This is a genomic window from Synechococcus sp. CCY 9618, from assembly GCF_019038415.1.
Lineage (GTDB): Bacteria > Cyanobacteriota > Cyanobacteriia > PCC-6307 > Cyanobiaceae > Cyanobium.
In genome coordinates, this window is record NZ_JAFKRG010000014.1 from 55675 (window position 1) to 74306 (window position 18632).

Consider the following 18632-nt stretch of genomic DNA (forward strand, 5'->3'; position numbering starts at 1 on the left):
ACGGCCACGCCGAACGCCTCTCCTGTGAGGCAGCCGCACCGGTCGCTCCGATGGTTCTGGCCATCCTGGATGGCTGGGGATACAGCCACGAGAAGGATCACAACGCGGTGAGAGCCGCCGACACCCCGGTGATGGATGCCCTGTGGCATGCCTACCCCCACACATTGATTGAAGCCAGCGGCGCGGCCGTGGGCCTGCCCGACCACCAGATGGGCAACTCGGAGGTCGGCCATCTCACCATCGGCTCCGGCCGGATCATCCGCCAGGAGCTGGTGCGGATCGGTCAGGCGGTGCGCAATGGCACCATCGCCGCCAACGCCGCCCTCAACGGCCTGGCCGACACCCTGCTGGCCAACGGCCGTCCGCTGCACCTGATCGGCCTCTGCTCCGATGGCGGCGTGCACAGCCACATCGAGCATCTGGGTGGGCTGCTGCGCTGGGCCGCCGGCCGTGGTCTGCGCGACGTGCGCGTGCATGTGATCACCGATGGCCGCGACACGGCGCCCCACGGCGGACCGGGCTTCGTCGCCAGGATCCAGACCCTGATTGACGAGGCGGGCGTGGGCCGCATCACCACGTTGTGCGGCCGCTACTGGGCCATGGATCGCGACCACCGCTGGGATCGCACCGAGAAGGCCTACCGGCTGCTCACCGAGCCCGCCGACCTCTGTCCCTTCACCCCGGAGGAAGTGCTGCAGGGCTCCTACGCCGCCGGCATCACCGATGAATTTCTGGAGCCCGTGCGGCTCGCCGATGGTCTGCTGGAGGCCGGCGACGGCCTGGTCTGCTTCAACTTCCGCCCGGACCGGGTGCGCCAGCTGATGCGCGCCCTGGTGCTGCCGGAGTTCGACGGCTTCGAGCGGCAGCGGATCGACCCCCTGCATGTGGTCACCTTCACCCAGTACGAGCAGGGCCTGCCGGTGGCGGTGGCCTTCCCCCCCGAATCCCTCGACGGACTGCTGGGCCAGGTGGTCTCCGACCACGGCCTGCGCCAGTTCCGCACCGCCGAAACGGAGAAGTATCCCCACGTCACCTATTTCATGAACGGGGGCATCGAGCAGGCCTTCCCCGGCGAGGACCGGCACCTGGTGCCCTCTCCCCGCGTCGCCACCTACGACCTGGCCCCGGCCATGTCGGCGGAGAAGCTCACCGACAGCTGCATCGCCGCGATCAACAAGGGGATCTACTCCCTGGTGGTGATCAACTACGCCAATCCCGACATGGTGGGCCACACCGGCCAGATGGAGGCGGCCACCAGCGCCATCGCCACCGTCGACCACTGCGTGGGCCGCCTGGTGGAGGCCACCACCCGCATGGGCGGCACCCTCCTGATCACCGCCGACCACGGCAACGCCGAGGTGATGCAGGGCCCTGATGGCCTCCCCTGGACCGCCCACACCACCAACCCGGTGCCCGTGATCCTGGTGGAAGGGGAGAAGCGCAAGCTGCCGGGCCATGGCAACGACGTGATCCTGAGGGAGCACGGGGGCCTGGCCGACATCGCCCCCACCCTGCTGGAGATCCTGGGCCTCCCCAAGCCCGCCCGCATGACCGGCACGTCCCTGGTGCTGCCTGCCGTCGTCGAGGTCGCCAGCGCCAGCGGCAGCGGACGCCTTGCCCAGACCCTGGGAGCCTGAGCCGCCGGCTAGGCTCGCCCCATGGTGAAGAACATCGTCTCCTCCCTCTGGATGCTCAGCGGCGCCCTGCTGATCATCAGTGTGCTGCTGCACAGCCCCAAGGGCGATGGCATGGGAGGGCTGGCCTCCAGCGGCGGCTCCATGTTCAGCAGCGCCCGCAGCGCCGAGAACACGCTCAACCGCATCACCTGGACCCTGCTGGTGCTGTTCCTCGGCCTGGCCACGGTGCTCAGCGCCGGCTGGCTGGGCTGAACCGCTCCGGGCCGCCTGCGCCGACCTGCCCAGCTTCCAACAAGGAGATCCGTCGATGGAACGCCGCAACTTCCTGACCACCCTGCTGGCCCGGGTGGGCGCCCCCCTGGCGGCCCTGGTGCCCTTCCTGCCGGCGGCGCGGGCCGAGGCGGCCTCCAAGGCCGGCGATCCCGCCTGGAAGCTGAGCCCGGCGGAGTGGCGCAAGCGGCTCAGCCCCGCCGCCTACGCCGTGCTGCGCGATGAAGGCACCGAGCGGCCCAACAGCAGCCCGCTCAACAAGGAGAAGCGCAGCGGCACCTATGTGTGCGCCGGCTGCCGCCTGCCCCTGTTCAGCTCGAAGACCAAGTTCGAGAGCGGCACCGGCTGGCCCAGCTTCTGGCAGCCCCTGCCCAACGCGGTGGCCACCAAGACCGACTTCAAGCTGATCCTGCCCCGCACCGAATACCACTGCCGCCGCTGCGGCGGCCACCAGGGCCACGTGTTCAACGACGGCCCGAAGCCCACCGGCAAGCGCTACTGCAACAACGGCGTCGCCCTGGCCTTCGTGCCGGGGGGCTGAGGCCCGGGACGCGTGGCGCCTTCAATGGGATTGACCCTTGCGCCCGGTCTGCCGTGGATCCCTTTTCGGCCCTGGTGATCGCCCTGGGGATTCCCCTGCTGCTGGTGGTGGGGGGCACCCTGCTGCTGGAGCAGCAACGGGGCAACCTGCCGGACTGGCTGCAGCGCCTTTCCCGCCGCGAGGCCCTGCTGTGGAACACCGGCGTGGGGCTGCTGATCGGCCTGGGGCTGCTGCGGTTTCTGCTGGGGCGCTGAGGGCCGGGGGCGTACACACCCGGTCACACCTCAGGCAGCGGTCGTCATTTCCCAGTCACAGATCCCGGGCAGGCTGAGGGCACTGGCCCCATCGCCTCACCGTGAAGCCTGTCTGAATGCTGCAATCCGACCTGCCCCGGATTCCGGTTCTGCCTCCGCCGCCTGAGCCGACCCGGCCCGGCCACCGGTGGGCGGGATCTTCCCGGTGGCTGATCGCCGGCGGAGCGCTGACGCTCTGCCTCGCCGGCGGCGGCTGGCTGCTCTTGCAGCAGGGTCAGCGCCGCGCCGCCCAGGCGGCCCTGGCCTCCCAGACCGTTGCGGTGGAGCGCAGCGACGTGACTCTCAAGGTGTCGGCCGCGGGTTCGATCCGCCCGACCACGCCGGTGAACATCAGCCCCAAGCAGCCGGGAAGGATCACAGCGCTGCTGGTGGATCAGGGGGATCGCGTCAAGGCCGGCCAGGTTCTGGCCCGCATGGACGACAGCAATCTGCGCGGCCCGCTGCTGAGGGCCCGGGGCAGCCTGGCGGCGGCGACGGCGAACCTGCGCAAGCTGGAGGCAGGCAACCGTTCCCAGGAGATCGAGGCGGCACGGCGCAATCTGCAGGCGGCGGTGGCCGACCAGATCGCCGTCCGCTCCACCTACTCCAGCAATCGGCAGCTGTACGGATCCGGCGCCATTGCCCGGGTGGCCTTCGAGGCGAGCCGTTCTGCCTTCCTGGCCAGCGAGGCCCGGGTGCAGTCCCTGCAGGCGCAGCTGAATCTGCTGCAGGCGGGCAGCCGGCCCGAGGACATCGCCGCCGCCCGCGCCCAGGTGCTCCAGGCCCGGGGCGATCTGGTCACGATCCAGGCCCAGCAGGAGGACACGGTGATCCGGGCCCCCTTCGCCGGCGTCATCACCCAGAAGTACGCCGACGTGGGGGCCTTCGTCACGCCCACGACCTCGGCCAGTGCCACCAGCTCCGCCACCTCCTCCTCGATCCTGGCCCTGGCCAGCACCCTGGAGGCGGTGGCCAACGTGGCGGAGGTGGACGTGGGGGAGATCCGCCCCGGCCAGCCGGTGGAGCTGCAGGTGGATGCCTTCCCCCGGCAGGTGTTCAGGGGAACGGTGCGGCTGGTGGCACCGGAAGCGGTGGTGGAGCAGAACGTCACCAGCTTCCAGGTGCGGATCGGCCTGGCCGATGAGGGGGTGGGCACGCTCCGCTCCGGCATGAACCTCACGGCCAACGTGGTGGTGGGCCGGCGGCCGGACGCTCTGCTGATTCCCACCCCGGCGATCGTCAGCGAGCGGGGTGGCACTGCAGTGATGGTGCCCGGAAACGACCGTGGGCCCCTGCTGCGGCCGGTGGAGGTGGGCGCCACGATCGGCGCCCGCACCGAGGTGCTGGCCGGGCTGAAGCAGGGGGATCGGGTCTACGTGTCCTCACCCGGGGGCCGACGGCCCAACGATCGGCCGGTGACGTCCTCCTCCCCCTTCCAGCAGCCCCGGGGCCAGGGCCGGATGCCGCGCTGATGCCAGCCCCTGTCCCACCGCTGGGTCGTCGCCGAGAGCGGGGCGGCGGCGACCTGGCCGAAACGGTGGCCCTGGCCTGGTCGTCGCTGCTGGCCAACCGGATGCGCTCGGCCCTCACCATGCTGGGGGTGATCATCGGCATCGCCGCCGTGATCAGCATGGTGACGATCGGCCGCGGCGCCCAGCAGCAGACCGAGAGCCAGCTGAAATCCCTCGGGTCCAACCTGATCTTCGTGCAGAGCGGCGTGGCGGCCGGCGGGGGGGCGGTCTCCCAGGGGGCGGGTTCGGCCACCACCCTGGTCTGGGAGGACGCCAAGGCCATCGCCGCGTCCTGCAGCGCCGTCGCCGCGGTGGCTCCAACCCTGTCCCAGCGCAGCCAGGTGGTGCTGGAGGAGCTCAACACCAACACCACCATCGTGGGCAGCACCCCCGCCTATGAGACCGTGCGCGACTTCCTGCCCCTGACCGGGCGCTTCTTCAACGGCGTCGAACTCAACAAGGCCGCCCGGGTGGCGCTGCTGGGGCAGACGGTGGTCGACAGCCTCGGTGTGACGGCCCAGAGCGCACTCGATCGCACGATCCGCATCCGCGGTGAGAGCTTCACCGTGATCGGCACCCTGGAATACAAGGGCAGCACCGGCTTCCGGGATCAGGACGATCAGGTGCTGATTCCGCTCACCACCATGGCCTCCCGCATCGTCGGGGTGAACACCTCGGCGGGCGTCTCGGTGGAGAGCATCGCCGTGGCGGCGACGTCGGCTGGGAGCATGGATGCGGCGCAGTATCAGATCACCAATCTGCTGCGCTTGCGCCACCGGATCGTGCCGCCCCGGGACGACGACTTCCGCATCCGCAACCAGGCGGATCTGGTCAATGCCTCCAACGCCGTGGCCAACGTGTTCACGGCACTGCTGGGGGGCGCCGCCGCCATCTCCCTGCTGGTGGGAGGCATCGGCATCATGAACATCATGCTGGTGTCGGTCACTGAACGCACCCGCGAGATCGGCATCCGCCGCGCCATCGGGGCCCGCTGCAGCGACATCCTGCGCCAGTTCCTGATCGAGTCCACCGTGCTGTCCCTGGCGGGAGGGCTGCTGGGCGTACTGCTCGGGGTGGGGGCGTCCCTGGCGATCAACGCCGCCTTCGGCTGGAGCGCGGGTGTCGCCATGGATGCGGTGGGCGGGTCACTGCTGTTCTGTCTGGTGATCGGTGTGTTCTTCGGGGCCTATCCGGCCAACAAGGCCGCCCAGCTCGATCCGATGACCTCCCTGCGGAGCGACTGAGCCATGTTGCAGCTACGCCGGATCACCAGGAGCTACCGGATGGGCACCGTCGAGGTGCCGATCCTGCATGGCATCGACCTGACGATCCTGCGCGGCGAGTACACCGCGATCGTGGGAACCTCCGGCTCGGGCAAATCCACCCTGATGAACATTCTGGGCTGCCTGGAGCAGCCGAGCAGCGGCCACTACTACTTCGATGCCCGTGACATCACCAGCCTGAGCGACAACGAACGCACCGACATCCGCAATGTCCGGATCGGCTTCGTCTTCCAGCAGTTCAACCTGCTGCCCCGTCTCTCGGCCCTGCAGAACGTGGCGCTGCCGATGGTCTATGCGGGCTACACCCGTTCGGAGCGGCGTGAGCGGGCCGAGGCGATGCTGGAGCGGATGGGCCTGGCCGAACGGATGGGCAACCGCCCCAATCAGCTCTCCGGCGGCCAGCAGCAGCGGGTGGCCATCGCCCGGGCCCTGGTGAACCAGCCCGAGCTGCTGCTGGCCGATGAACCCACCGGCGCCCTGGATTCACGCACCGGCGAGGAGGTGATCGAGCTGCTCTCCGGCCTCCATGGCGAGGGCCTCACGGTCGTGCTGGTGACCCACGACCCCTCGGTGGCTCGCAGGAGCGGCCGCATCATCCGGATCCAGGATGGCCGGATCACGGCCGACAGCGGGCACGGCGCCGGGCCGGAGAGGCAGCCTGGGGCAGGGAGCGACGGAAGGTCGCGACCTTGGAACGCTCAGCACCTCCCACCGCCCTGATCAGGGGCTTTGCCCGGCGTCCAGCTGCGTCAAGGCGGCAGAAGCCACAACCGAAACGGATGGATGATGGTTGCAGCGCTGTCGCCTGGCCCCTTTGCCCCCGACGGCATCAACGCTTTGCAGCAGGAAGGACGGCCACGATCAGGTGCTTGCCCTGAAGCAGCAGGCGCAGGATCTGGTGATTTGTCATGAACAACCGCTCCTACAAGTTGCCAAAAAAAAGCGCCCCCGCAGGGGCGCTTGAGAGAACAGGCGAAGGATCGGTGATCCGACGCTGAGCGCAGGGGCGATCAGTAGTCGAAGTCGCCGCCCATGCCGCCGCCGCCACCGGCGGGAGCTGCTTCCTTCTTCTCGGGCAGGTCGGCCACGATGCACTCGGTGGTGAGCACCATGCCGGCGATCGAGGCGGCGTTCTGCAGGCCGGAGCGGGTCACCTTGGCGGGATCGACGATGCCGGCGGCCAGCATGTCGACGTACTCGCCGGTGGCGGCGTTGTAGCCCTCGTTGAAGGGCTTGTTGCGCACGTGCTCGGCGACGACGGCGCCGTTGACGCCGGCGTTCTGGGCGATCCGCATCAGCGGAGCGGTGAGGGACGAGGCCACGATGGTGGCGCCGATCAGCTCCTCGCCGGAGAGGTTGGCAGCCGCCCACTCCTCGAGGGCCGGGGCCAGGTGGGCCAGGGTGGTGCCACCGCCGGGGACGATGCCTTCCTCAACGGCCGCCTTGGTGGCGTTGATGGCATCTTCCAGGCGCAGCTTCTTGTCCTTCATCTCGGTTTCGGTGGCGGCACCCACCTTGACCACGGCCACACCGCCGCTCAGCTTGGCCAGACGCTCCTGCAGCTTCTCCTTGTCATAGGAGGAGTCGGTTTCGTCCATCTGCTTGCGGATCTGCTCGCAGCGGGCCTTCACCGCCACCTCGTTGCCTTCGGCGACGATGGTGGTGGTGTCCTTGTTGATGGTGATGCGGCGGGCGGTGCCCAGCATCTCCAGTTTGGTGTTCTCCAGCTTGAGGCCGGCGTCCTCGGTGATCAGCTGACCGTTGGTGAGAACGGCGATGTCCTCGAGCATGGCCTTGCGGCGGTCTCCGAAACCGGGGGCCTTGACGGCGGCCACGTTGAGGACGCCGCGGAGGCGGTTCACCACCAGGGTGGCGAGGGCTTCCTTCTCGATGTCCTCGGCGATGATCAGCAGGGGCTTGCCGGTGCGGGCGATCTGCTCGAGAACGGGGACCAGGTCCTGCACCAGGCCGATCTTCTTGTCGGTGAGCAGGATGTAGGGCTCATCCAGCACCGCTTCCATCCGCTCGGTGTCGGTGGCGAAGTAGGGCGAGATGTAGCCCTTGTCGAAGCGCATGCCTTCGGTGACCTCCAGTTCGGTGGTCATCGACTTGCCCTCTTCGAGGGAGATGACACCCTCCTTGCCCACCTTGTCCATCGCGTCGGCGATCATGCGGCCCACCTCTTCGTCGTTGCCGGCGGAGATGGTGCCCACCTGGGCGATGGCGTTGGAGTCGGAGATCGGCTTGGCGTGCTCCTCGATCTTGCCGACGAGGAACTCGGTGGCCTTGTCGATGCCCTTCTTGAGGGTGATGGCGTTGGCGCCGGCGGCCACATTGCGCAGACCCGCCTTGACCATGGCGTGGGCCAGGACGGTGGCGGTGGTGGTGCCGTCACCGGCGGCGTCGTTGGTCTTGCTGGCGGCCTGACGGATCAGGGCCACACCGGTGTTCTCGATGTGATCCTCCAGTTCGATCTCCTTGGCGATCGTGACGCCGTCATTGATGATCTGGGGGGCGCCGAACTTCTTCTCCAGCACCACGTTGCGGCCCTTGGGGCCCAGGGTGACGGCGACGGCTTCGGCGAGGATGTCGATGCCCCTCTCGAGCGCCCGGCGGGCTTGCTCGTTATAGATGATGCGTTTTGCCATGGAAAGAAAGTGCTCGCGGGTTGGGAATTGATGCAGTCGGCTATGGAGCCGGCCGGTCAGTTGACGATGGCCAGGATGTCCTTCTCGGACAGCAGCACGAACTCGTCGGTGCCGAGCTTGATGTCGGTGCCGGCGTACTTGCTGTAGAGGACCTTGTCGCCGATGCCCACTTCGGGGGTCTGGCGGGAACCGTCGTCGTTCCGCTTGCCGGGACCGACCTGGACCACCTCACCCACCTGGGGCTTTTCCTTGGCGGTGTCGGGCAGAAGGATGCCACCGGCGGTTTTCTCCTCCGATTCGGACACCTTGATGAAAATGCGGTCTCCGAGGGGTTTGACCGTGGAGACGCTGAGAGAAACGGCAGCCATGAATGAAAGCAAAGGAAAGGACGCGAAGGCAGCGACGGGAGGACGACCGGGGCCGTTGCGCGTCGCTTAGACGGGGCGGGAAGGTGCTGTTGGCACTCACGCCTGTCGACTGCCAATTTATGGGCCTGCCCCGCCGGAGCGCCATCCCCCTGGCTGTGCGGGTGACCGAACCGACCGGCCCAGGTCCTTTGCGGTGGTAAGGTTGCGCCGCTTCAGACGGGTGGTTGGATCCCGCTGGGCGACCCCTGTTCCTTCCTGACCTATGGCTGCTGCCGCTCCCGCCGTCCCTGGTACCAAAGGCACTGTGCGCCAGGTGATCGGCCCCGTCCTCGACGTGGAATTCCCGGCCGGCAAGCTGCCCAGAATCTTCAACGCCCTCCGCATCGAAGGCACCAACTCCGCCGGCCAGAAGGTGGCCCTCACCGCGGAAGTGCAGCAGCTGCTCGGCGATCACCGGGTGCGGGCCGTGGCCATGAGCAGCACCGACGGCCTGGTGCGCGGCATGAGCGCCCTTGACACCGGTGCCCCGATCTCTGTGCCCGTGGGTGAGGCCACCCTGGGCCGCATCTTCAATGTGCTGGGCGAGCCCGTCGACGAGCAGGGTCCGGTCACCAGCACCATGACCGCGCCGATCCACCGCCAGGCCCCCAAGCTCACGGATCTTGAGACCAAGCCGAAGGTGTTCGAAACGGGCATCAAGGTGATCGACCTGCTGGCGCCCTACCGCCAGGGTGGCAAGGTCGGCCTGTTCGGTGGCGCCGGCGTCGGCAAGACGGTGCTGATCCAGGAGCTGATCAACAACATCGCCAAGGAGCACGGCGGTGTGTCGGTGTTCGGTGGCGTGGGCGAGCGCACCCGCGAGGGCAACGACCTCTACGAAGAGTTCAAGGAGTCGGGCGTGATCAACGCCGACGACCTCTCCAAGTCGAAGGTGGCCCTCTGCTACGGCCAGATGAACGAGCCCCCGGGCGCCCGCATGCGGGTGGGCCTGTCGGCCCTCACCATGGCCGAGCACTTCCGCGATGTGAACAATCAGGACGTCCTGCTGTTCATCGACAACATCTTCCGCTTCGTGCAGGCCGGCTCCGAGGTGAGCGCCCTGCTGGGCCGCATGCCCTCCGCCGTGGGCTACCAGCCCACCCTCGGCACCGATGTGGGTGAGCTGCAGGAGCGCATCACCTCCACCCTGGCAGGCTCGATCACCTCGATCCAGGCCGTCTACGTCCCCGCCGACGACCTCACCGACCCAGCTCCCGCCACCACCTTCGCCCACCTGGACGCCACCACCGTGCTCAGCCGCGGCCTGGCCTCCAAGGGCATCTATCCGGCCGTGGATCCCCTCGATTCCACCAGCACCATGCTGCAGCCGGCGGTGGTGGGCGACGAGCACTACCGCACCGCCCGGGCCGTGCAGTCCACCCTGCAGCGCTACAAGGAACTGCAGGACATCATCGCCATCCTGGGCCTCGACGAACTCTCCGAAGACGACCGCCGCACGGTGGACCGGGCCCGCAAGATCGAGAAGTTCCTCTCCCAGCCGTTCTTCGTGGCCGAGATCTTCACCGGCCAGTCCGGCGAGTACGTGAAGCTGGAGGACACCATCAAGGGCTTCAACATGATCCTGGCCGGCGAACTCGACGACCTGCCCGAAGCGGCCTTCTACCTGGTCGGCAACATCGACCAGGTGAAGGCCAAGGCCGCCAAGATCCTCGCCGACGCCAAGTCCTGATCCGGGAACCCTCTCCATGACCCTCACCCTGCGCGTCCTCGCCCCCGATCAGAGCGTCTTCGACGGCACCGCCGACGAGGTGATTCTTCCGGGCACCACCGGCCAGCTCGGCATCCTCACCGGCCACGTCTCCATGCTCACTGCCCTCGACAGCGGCGTGCTGCGGGTGCGTGAGGGCGCCAGCTGGCAGTCGATCGCCCTGATGGGCGGGTTCGCCGAGGTGGTCGCCAACGAGGTCACCGTGCTGGTGAACGGCGCCGAGCTCGGCAGTGCGATCGACAGCACTTCGGCCCAGAGCGACTTCGAAGCCGCCCAGCAGGCCGCCGCCGGACTGGAAGGTTCCGAGCCATCCCCGGAGAAAGTGAAGGCTCAGCAGGCCCTGGCCCGCGCCCGCGCCCGTCTGCAGGCCAGCAAAGGAGCCTGAGCGTTCCCCGCTCGGACCGCGACACCGCCGGCGCCATGGGCAAGGGTCGGGAGCTGGGGCTGCAGCTGCGCGAATGGATCGCCACCGGTTCGGTGGGCCTGGACAACCCCCAGGCTCTGGCCAACCGTCTGATCGATGCCCTCGGGGCCGACGAGAGTCTGCGCGGTCCCGTCCGCGACCTGGCCAGCCAGCCCCTGCTGCAGCGGGTGCTGCGCCAGCAGGGCGGTGCCCAGCGCAGCGCCATCACGGCCCTCAGCAGCCATCTGGCCGCCATCTATGCCCCCGCGGTGCTGGCCGAACTGCTCGATCTGCTGGAGGCCGCCTCCGGTGTGGCGACCTCCAGGCCCGCGGCGGATCCGGCAGGCTCCCCTGCTCAGGGGCCGATCTCTGCCCCTGGCGCCCCCCGCGGCGGGTCTTCCCGCCTGCCCTGGCTGGAGAATCTGCGGCCCCTGGGTCCCGGGCTGGCCCTGGCGGCCGCCTCGGCTCCGGTGCTGTTCTGGGCGGGAGGCGAACTCGACCGGTGGATCTTCGAGCCCTGGGGCTGGAGCAGCGGTGTGGTTCTGGTGGTGGGCCTGGCCCTGATCCAGTCCCTGGCCCTGGGCCCTCTCAGGCCCCTGCGTCGCCGCTGGCCCCTCACCCTGGAGGCCAGCGGTGATCCGCGCCGGGCCTGGTGCTGGATCAGCGCCCCCTGGATCCATGCGAGCAACGCCGAAGCCCTGCTCAACCTGGCGGTGCTGCTGATCCTGCTGGGCACAGCTGTGCTGCCCCTGTCGTCCCTGCTGCTCCGCTACGGGCTCACGGCGCTGGCCACCACGGCGCCGGCGGTGCTGGTGGCTCGCCGGGCCCGGGTGCTGCGCCAGTGGGATGGGGCCTCCGGTCCGGTCGCCGCCCTGATCGCCCTGGCGGCGGTTCTCAGCCTGCTGCACTGGCGGGTGCACCTGTTCTCCCTCGGCCCGCTGGCGATCCCGGCCTGGGTGCTGCTGGTGGTCTACGGAGCGATGCAGCTGGGCTGGCAACTGCCCCGGCGCGATCCCCAGGACACCAGCAGCCCGATGGCCCGGCTCTGGAGCAGCCCCTGGTGCTGGGGCACGCTGCTGGGGGCGGTGTGGGCCCTGGTCACCCGCGCCCAGGAGCTGGCCAGGAGCTTCGACTGGCCGGGCTGAGTCAGCCGGCGATGGCCCGCATGTACCGGCCCCAGAGCTCGGCCACCAGGCCACCGGAGGCGCCCTGGGTGGGACGGTTGTCGTCGTTGCCCATCCAGATGCCGGTGAGGATGCGGGTGGAGGGGGAGTAGCCCACGAACAGCACGTCGACGCCGTTGTCGGTGGTGCCGGTCTTGCCGCGGGCGTCGGCCACCACCCCGGCCGCTGAGCCGGTGCCCCCGCTCACCACGCCCCGCAGCAGGGCATCCATCTCGGCGGCCACCGCCGGCTCGATCAGTTGCTGGGGGCGTTCGCCGATCGGCGTGGTGACACCCGAAGGAGGGCAGCTGGCCAGGTCGCGGACGGAGCCGCAGATGCCCAGGTCGTAGATGCGTTTCACCCCGTGCAGGGGCACCGAGCGACCGCCGTTGGCCACCACGGCGTAGGCCCGGGCCAGTTCGTAGAGGTAGGTCTCCTTGCCGCCGAGCACCATCGAGAAGCTCTGCTCCAGGGGGGTGCTGATGCCCAGCCGGCGGGCCTCGGCCACCACCTTGTCCAGGCCGGCCTTCTGGGCCAGCCGCAGGGCCACCACGTTCTCCGAGCTGGCGAAGCCCGCCGCCACGCTGGTGGCCCCGGCCCCGCCGTGGCGGCAGCCGGCCACATAGGCCAGGGGCGCGCAGGACACGGCGTCGCCGGGTTTCACGCCGGCCTCCAGGGCCGCCAGGAAGGCGAACAGCTTGAAGGTGGACCCGGGCTGGCGCAGGGCCTGCACCCGGTCGAAGCTGGAACGGGAGTAGTCGCCGCCGCCCACGTAGGCCAGGATCGCGCCGGTGCCGTAGTCGATCGAGATCACGGCCCCCTGGGTGAGGCCGGCCCGGCCTCCCGGCCCCTCCAGGAAGCCCTTGAGCTGCTTCTGGGCGATGGCCTGCAGACGGGGATCGATGCTGCTGATCACCGCGTAGTTGCCCCGGGCCTCGGGGCTGCTGAGATCGAGGGCGAAACGGCGGCCCTCCAACTCACCGATCACGTAGTCGCTGAAATAGGGGTAGGTGGAGTAGGTGGATTCGCGGCAGGCGGAGGGGTCGATGTTGAGCGGCCGTCGCCTGGCGTCGATCAGCTGCTGGTCGGAGAGGTAGCCCTCGGCGTGCATGCGCCCCAGCACCAGGTCGCGGCGCTCCCGGCCCCAGGTGGGGTTCTCCCGGTTGCAGGGGCTGTAGCCGTTGGGGTTGGGCAGCAGGCCCACCAGGAACGCCGATTCGGCCACGTCGAGGGCGCTGGCCGACTTGCGGAAGTAGAGCTGGGACGCCTGTTCGAAGCCCTCGGCCCCCAGGCCCAGATAGGCCCGGTCGAGGTACATCTTGAGGATCCGGTTCTTGCTGAAGCCCGCCTCCAGCTGCCAGGCCACCCACAGCTCCCGCAGCTTGCGGGCCACCGACACATCGGTGCCCACCGCCGGGTAGACCATGCGCGCCACCTGCTGGGCCAGGCCGCTGCCGCCGCCGGTGCCCAGCAGCAGGGAGCGGGCGGTGCCGAACAGGTCGATGCCGCTGTTCCAGCCGAAACGGGAGTCCTCCGAGGCGATCAGGGCCTGGCGCAGGTGCAGGGGATAGTCGGCCAGGGTGGGCAGGGCTGTCGAGGAGCCCTCGGCGGCGTCGATCTGGCGGCCGTCGGTGGAGAACACCTTCACCGGACCGCTGACCGAGCGGATCGAGGAGCCGCCGCTGATGGTGGTGGCCAGCAGCAGACCCCCCAGCCCCAGGCCCGAACCCACCAGCGCGCCGACGGCCCCCCAGTGGATCAGCTGGCCGAGGGGGCTGCGGGGATGGCGGTAAAGCAGGGTGGGGCCCTCCCCCTTGAGGGGGGAGCCGAGCTGCAGCCGGTCCCCGTCCCGCAGGTGGATGGCGCGGATGCGGCGGTCGCGGTGGAACAGGCCGTTGGCGGAGTCGAAGTCCTCACAGAGGTAGTCCCTCTCGCCGGGGCGCTCCTGCTCCACGATGGCGTGCACCCGGCTGACGCCGGTGGCCTCGGCCTGAAGTTCGCAGACCGGATCCCGGCCGATGCGGTAGCGGCCTCCCTCCAGGGCCAGCCGTCCCCGGCAGTCGCCGCCGATCCAGAGCTCCAGCCAGGCCCCGTGCCGGTTGAGGTTCCCCAGGGCGGCCATCACGGCCCGGCGGCGGCCTTCGCTGGGGGCGGGACCGGTGAACGCCCGCCGCAGGGCGGCCCAGCCGGCGGGCTCTGCGGCATTGGCGCCTGCCCCGTACGGGTCCGGAGCAGGCGCCCGCAGCGCTGACGCCTGCTCCGTCGTCCCCGGCATCCTCGGCCCAGCTGCCTTGCTCCCATACGCTACCCGCAGCGATCGGAGCGGCCGGCCAGGTGGAGCAACGGCGGGATCCATGGGCACCCTTCCGCATCTGGACCGCCCTGACCATCGGGGTGTATGCGGTGCGGGCCGCCTTCGCCGCCACCTGGGTGGGGGCGATTCCGGGGTGGGTGCTGCTGCTCCTGCTGCTGGTGGCCCTGGCCCTGGCCACCGCAGCCCTGCTCTTCCCCGGTCGGGTGGTCCCCTGGCGGGAGGGGGAGCCCATGGGCTGGTGGGGCCGGTTTCTGGCCGACCGGCGGCTGGGCCGCCGCCGGGACCCCCGCGACCCTTCCCGATGAGCGCCCATCCCCGCCTGGAGCTGCGCGACGATCCACGCCGCCGCGTGCCGCTGGATCCCAGGGTGCCCCTGTCCATCGGCCGGGATCCGGCCAGCGGGCTCTGTCTCAGCGAGGGGGAGGGGGTGTCCCGCCGCCATGCCCTGGTGCGGGTCTCGCGGACGCGGCCGGACCAGTGGCTGCTCTGCGACCTGGGCAGCGCCAACGGCACCTATCTCGAAGGTTCCCGGTTGCGGGACTGCCGGCCCCTCTCCGACGGCGACGAGATCCGCTTGGGCCAGCAGGGGCCGGTGCTGCTGTTCCGCGCCGCCGCCGGCCCGGTGGCCTCCGCGGGCGCCCCCACGCCGGCCAAGGCACCGGTGGTGGCACCGGCAGGAGCCGGCCAGCTGGATTTCGCCGGCCGTTCCCTGCCCATCGCCCGGATCCGCTCGGCCTACGTGCGCAGCCGCCGCCGCCACCCCCAGGCGTTCAGCTGGTGGCTGCTGCTCTGCCTGGGCGGGCTGCTGCTGCTTCCCTTCCCCTGGCTGTTCTGGCCGCTGCAGGTGGGGGCGCTGGCGGGCTGGATCGTGTTGGGATCCCGCTGGGAGCATCTGCTGGAGGTGACCCTGCAGGACGGCCTGGCCTACCGCCACCGCTTCGACAGCCTGACCACGGCCCTGGCCCACCGCAACGGCATCCGCAAGGCCATGGCGACGGGCCCGGCGGCCGGGAGGCGGCCATGAACTGGATCCTGCCGGAGGGAGCCAGCCTGGACTTCGAGGGGGTGGCCGGCCCGGTGCGGATCGTGCGGGGCCTGGGGGGAGGCACCCAGGGCCAGGTCTACGAGGTGGAGCTGGAGGGGGAGCGGCTGGCCCTGAAGTGGTACCTGCCGGCCTGCATCGCCCGCGATCGGGGCCTGGAGCGGCGTCTGGGCGAGAGCATCCGGGCGACCGCCCCCACCGACGCCTTCCTCTGGCCCATTGCCCTGCTGCGGGCCAGCGCGTCCAGCCGACCCCTGATCCGCATCCGCGAGGAGAGCTTCGGCTACCTGATGCCCCTGCGTCCCGCCTCCTACGTGGGCGCCAGCGAGCATGCCGCCGGCCGCCTGGCCATCGGTCTGCGCCAGGTGCTGCGGGCCTGCTTCTTCCTGGCCGACGCCTTCCATGCCCTCCACCTGGCGGGCCTCTGCTACAAGGACGTCTCCCTGGGCAACCTGTTCCTGGAGCCCGGCAGCGGCCGCATCCTGATCTGCGACAACGACAACGTCGCCGTGGACGGCTCCGGCGAGGGGGCCGTGCTCGGCACCCCGGGCTTCATGGCCCCGGAGGTGTTGCTGGGCCAGGCCCGCCCCGGGGCCGACAGTGACCTGTTCTCCCTGGCGGTGCTGCTGTTCCGGCTGCTCACCCGCCACGATCCCCTGCGGGGCCAGATGGAGCTGGCGATCCGCTGCCTCGACGAACCGGCCCGACGGCGCCTGTGCGGCGAGGACCCGGTGTTCATCTTCGATCCGGTGGACGCCCGCAACCGGCCCGATCCGATCGAACACGCCGCGGCCCTGATCACCTGGCCCATCTACCCCCGCCCCCTGCAGGCCCTGTTCGAGCAGACCTTCTGCCGGGGCATGAAGCAACCGTCGCGCCGCACCCTCACCGGCCAGTGGAAGCAGGAGCTGGCCCGCACCCTCGACAGCCGCGTCCTCTGCGTCAGCTGCGACCAGGAGAATTTCCGGCCGGCCGGCGGGTCGCGGCCGTGCTGGAGCTGCGGCACCCCCCTGCCGGAGGGGGTCAGCCTGACGCTGCCCCGGGGGACGGTGGCGGCCGCACCCGACAACGAGCTGCACCCCCACCATTTCGATGCCCTGGCCGGGGAGGATCTGCGCCATCCCATCGCCCGGGTGGTGGCCCATCCCCAGGACCCCCGCCGGCTGGGGCTGCGGAATCTCTCCGCGGAGGCCTGGAGCGCCGAGGCCGCCGATGGCCGCCCGCACCGGGTGGCGCCGGGAGAGAGCTGTAGCCTCGCCGCACCGATCCGGATCCACACCCCGGCCGGCCCCATCGCCGTGCAGCGCCCAGCCCGGCCGGCCCCTGCCGCCTGACCGATGCCGTTCCCCGACGTCAAGCTGGCCAACCGGCCGCTCCATTTCATCTATCTCTGCGACTGCTCCGGCTCCATGGCGGCGTCGGGCAAGATGCAGGCCCTCAACCAGGCCATCCGCCAGTCCCTGCCAGGCATGGCGGCGGTGGCCCGGGACAACCCGGAAGCGCGGGTGCTGGTGCGGGCCGTGAGCTTCGCCGACCACGCCGCCTGGCACATCCAGACGCCCACCCCCGTGGACCAGCTGGAGTGGCGTGATCTGCAGGCCGGCGGCATCACGGCGATGGGGGAGGCCCTGCAGCTGGTGGCGGCGGCCCTGCAGACGCCGCCGATGGAGGTGCGCGCCCTGCCGCCGGTGCTGGTGCTGATCTCCGATGGCCAGCCCACCGACGACTTCGCCGCCGGCATGGCGGCCCTGCTGCGCATGCCCTGGGCCCAGAAGGCGGTGCGGCTCGCCATCGCCCTGGGTCACGATGCCGACCTGGAGGTGCTGCAGCGCTTCATCGGCAGCGACCCCTCTCCCACGGCCGGCCGCTCCCCCCGCCGTCCCCTGCAGGCGAGCAATGCCACCTCCCTGGCCCAGTACATCCAGTGGGCCTCCACCGCCGTGGTGGGGGCCGCCTCGATGCCGGCCAGCCGGGTGCAGGAGACCCCCCTGGAGGCACCTGCCGGCAACATTCCCCTGCCGGATCTGCCCCCCACCGTGCTGGATCCCACCGACGACGTCGGTCTGACGGTGTGGTGAACCGCTGGGCGGCACCGATCGGTGCCAGCCGGGCGGGGGCGGCCCACCGACGGGCGAACCGTCCCTGTCAGGACGCCCTGCTCTGCCGGGAACTGCGCAGTGCCGATGGCCGGCCGGTGATGGTGATGGCCGTGGCCGACGGCCACGGGGGCCGGCGCTACCTGCGCAGCGACGTGGGCAGCAGACTGGCCTGCGAAGGGGCCCTGGCGGCGGTGGAGCGCGCCCTGCAGGAGAGGCCCCCGGGGGATGGCGACGGGGGCTGGAGCCGCTGGCTGGAGCGGGAACTGCCTGAGGCCGTCGTGGCCGGCTGGCTGCAGGCAGTGGAGGCCGACTGGCATCGGCAGCCCGGGGAGGGTCCGTTTCAGCCCCTGCTCTATGGCAGCACCCTGGGCCTGGTGGTGATGACGCCCCTGTGGTGGGGGCACACGGGCCTGGGGGACTGGGACCTGGTGCGGGTGGAGGCCGATGGTCGTGCCCTGCTGGTCGAGGAGGAGAGCGACCCTGCCGCCGCCGGGGAGGCCACCTGCAGCCTCTGCCTGCCGCAGGCGGCCGCCCTGTTCGCCCCACGGGCGGCCCTGCACCCGATCCCCCCGGACGACGACGCCTTCGCCCTGGTGCTCTGCACCGACGGCATCCGCAAGTCCTGCGCCACCGACGCCGACTTCCTCACCCTGGCGGCCTGGCTGGCGCGCAGCGGCGGCGAGGCGGGATCCGAGGGGGCGGGCACCCTGGAGGCGGCGCTGGATCGGATCAGCCGGGAGGGCAGCGGCGACGACGTGACCGTGGCCATTGGCCGCCTTGGTGTGCCGGGGGAGGAGCCTGCGGCAGCGGGTGGGCCGGCCCCGGCCCGGGCCCAGACTCCCCCACCGCCTCGCCCCGCCATCGGCCGGGCCGTGGCCATCGGCCTGGGCCTGGCCGCTGCCGGCGCTGCCCTGCTGGCCCTGGTCTGGCCCCGCAGCGGACCGCCTGAGGTGTTGCCGGCCGCCTCGCCGGGCCTGCAGGCCGCCCGGGAGGAGGTGGCCCGCCTCTGCGCCCAGCCCACCACCATCCCCCTGGCCCTGCGGCGCCGCGCCGAACTGTTCGCGGCCCTGCGCAAGGGCCAGGCGGATCCCACCCGGCTCAAGGCCGCCGCCGCCGGCGATCCCCTGGCGGCCCTGATCGCTGCCGACGTCGCCCCGACGGCGCCGGGGGTTCCGGCCCAGACGTCCCGGCCGCGGCCGCTGCAGGCCCTCGGCGCCTGCCCCGCCCTGCTGGCGGCCCTGGATCAGCAGTGGGCCGCTGCCCCGCCCAGCCCCCCTCCCGCTCCCTGACCC

General features: G+C 70.7%; 18 protein-coding genes. 15 read left to right on the top strand and 3 right to left on the bottom strand.

Going from position 1 to position 18632, the window contains the following annotated elements; genetic code table 11:
• Positions 1–50: 50 nt before the first annotated feature.
• From gpmI to KUG41_RS04640, 7 genes are all read left to right on the top strand, one after another.
• Entirely contained in the window at positions 51–1637 is a 1587-nt protein-coding gene (gene gpmI / locus KUG41_RS04610) for a 2,3-bisphosphoglycerate-independent phosphoglycerate mutase (protein WP_216901647.1), read from the top strand.
• Positions 1638–1658: 21 nt separating this feature from the next.
• Positions 1659–1889 (top strand): preprotein translocase subunit SecG, encoded by a 231-nt coding sequence (gene secG / locus KUG41_RS04615; RefSeq protein ID WP_216901545.1) that lies wholly within the window; start codon positions 1659–1661, stop codon positions 1887–1889.
• Positions 1890–1944: 55 nt separating this feature from the next.
• Positions 1945–2448, top strand: coding sequence for a peptide-methionine (R)-S-oxide reductase MsrB (msrB, locus tag KUG41_RS04620; RefSeq protein ID WP_216901547.1), 504 nt, complete (start codon positions 1945–1947; stop codon positions 2446–2448).
• A gap of 53 nt (positions 2449–2501) precedes the next feature.
• Entirely contained in the window at positions 2502–2702 is a 201-nt protein-coding gene (locus tag KUG41_RS04625) for a hypothetical protein (RefSeq protein WP_254216852.1), read from the top strand.
• 116 nt (positions 2703–2818) lie between these two features.
• Positions 2819–4213, top strand: a complete 1395-nt coding sequence (locus tag KUG41_RS04630) for an efflux RND transporter periplasmic adaptor subunit (protein ID WP_216901549.1) — start codon at positions 2819–2821, stop codon at positions 4211–4213.
• Entirely contained in the window at positions 4213–5496 is a 1284-nt protein-coding gene (locus KUG41_RS04635) for an ABC transporter permease (protein WP_216901557.1), read from the top strand. Before KUG41_RS04630 ends, KUG41_RS04635 begins: the two co-directional genes overlap by 1 nt.
• A 3-nt stretch (positions 5497–5499) precedes the next feature.
• Positions 5500–6255 (top strand): ABC transporter ATP-binding protein, encoded by a 756-nt coding sequence (locus KUG41_RS04640; protein WP_216901560.1) that lies wholly within the window; start codon positions 5500–5502, stop codon positions 6253–6255.
• Positions 6256–6545: 290 nt separating this feature from the next.
• Here KUG41_RS04640 and groL read toward each other — a convergent pair whose 3' ends face one another.
• Positions 6546–8183 (bottom strand): chaperonin GroEL, encoded by a 1638-nt coding sequence (gene groL, locus KUG41_RS04645; RefSeq protein ID WP_216901562.1) that lies wholly within the window; start codon positions 8181–8183, stop codon positions 6546–6548.
• Between the two features lie 56 nt (positions 8184–8239).
• On the bottom strand, positions 8240–8551 hold the full coding sequence (gene groES / locus KUG41_RS04650; protein WP_216901564.1) for a co-chaperone GroES: 312 nt from the start codon (positions 8549–8551) through the stop codon (positions 8240–8242).
• A gap of 262 nt (positions 8552–8813) precedes the next feature.
• Here groES and atpD point away from each other — a divergent pair, with 262 nt between their 5' ends.
• From atpD to KUG41_RS04665, 3 genes are read left to right on the top strand one after another with little or no spacing between them, the layout of a single operon-like run.
• Complete coding sequence (atpD, locus tag KUG41_RS04655; RefSeq protein ID WP_216901566.1) at positions 8814–10280, top strand: F0F1 ATP synthase subunit beta; 1467 nt, start codon at positions 8814–8816, stop codon at positions 10278–10280.
• Between the two features lie 16 nt (positions 10281–10296).
• Complete coding sequence (atpC, locus tag KUG41_RS04660) at positions 10297–10704, top strand: ATP synthase F1 subunit epsilon (protein ID WP_216901567.1); 408 nt, start codon at positions 10297–10299, stop codon at positions 10702–10704.
• 35 nt (positions 10705–10739) lie between these two features.
• Positions 10740–11867 (top strand): rhomboid family intramembrane serine protease, encoded by a 1128-nt coding sequence (locus tag KUG41_RS04665; protein ID WP_216901568.1) that lies wholly within the window; start codon positions 10740–10742, stop codon positions 11865–11867.
• A gap of 1 nt (position 11868) precedes the next feature.
• Here the strand turns inward: KUG41_RS04665 and KUG41_RS04670 are convergent, their stop codons facing one another.
• Positions 11869–14160: a transglycosylase domain-containing protein gene (locus KUG41_RS04670; RefSeq protein ID WP_216901569.1), complete on the bottom strand. Its 2292-nt coding sequence runs from the start codon at positions 14158–14160 to the stop codon at positions 11869–11871.
• Positions 14161–14219: 59 nt separating this feature from the next.
• Between KUG41_RS04670 and KUG41_RS04675 the strand changes: the two genes are divergently transcribed.
• Genes KUG41_RS04675 through KUG41_RS04695 form a run of 5 tightly spaced genes read left to right on the top strand, consistent with a single transcriptional unit; the run spans position 14220 to position 18629 of the window.
• Complete coding sequence (locus KUG41_RS04675) at positions 14220–14504, top strand: hypothetical protein (protein WP_216901570.1); 285 nt, start codon at positions 14220–14222, stop codon at positions 14502–14504.
• Entirely contained in the window at positions 14501–15223 is a 723-nt protein-coding gene (locus tag KUG41_RS04680) for an FHA domain-containing protein (RefSeq protein ID WP_216901571.1), read from the top strand. Before KUG41_RS04675 ends, KUG41_RS04680 begins: the two co-directional genes overlap by 4 nt.
• Positions 15220–16575, top strand: a complete 1356-nt coding sequence (locus KUG41_RS04685) for a protein kinase (RefSeq protein ID WP_216901572.1) — start codon at positions 15220–15222, stop codon at positions 16573–16575. The genes KUG41_RS04680 and KUG41_RS04685 overlap by 4 nt, the downstream gene beginning before the upstream one ends.
• Positions 16576–16578: 3 nt before the next feature.
• A complete protein-coding gene (locus tag KUG41_RS04690; RefSeq protein WP_216901573.1) occupies positions 16579–17319 on the top strand; it encodes a VWA domain-containing protein in 741 nt (246 codons plus the stop codon).
• Positions 17313–18629 carry a protein phosphatase 2C domain-containing protein gene (locus KUG41_RS04695; RefSeq protein ID WP_216901574.1) on the top strand — a complete coding sequence of 439 codons (1317 nt, stop codon included), beginning with the start codon at positions 17313–17315 and terminating at the stop codon, positions 18627–18629. The genes KUG41_RS04690 and KUG41_RS04695 overlap by 7 nt, the downstream gene beginning before the upstream one ends.
• Positions 18630–18632 lie beyond the last annotated feature (3 nt).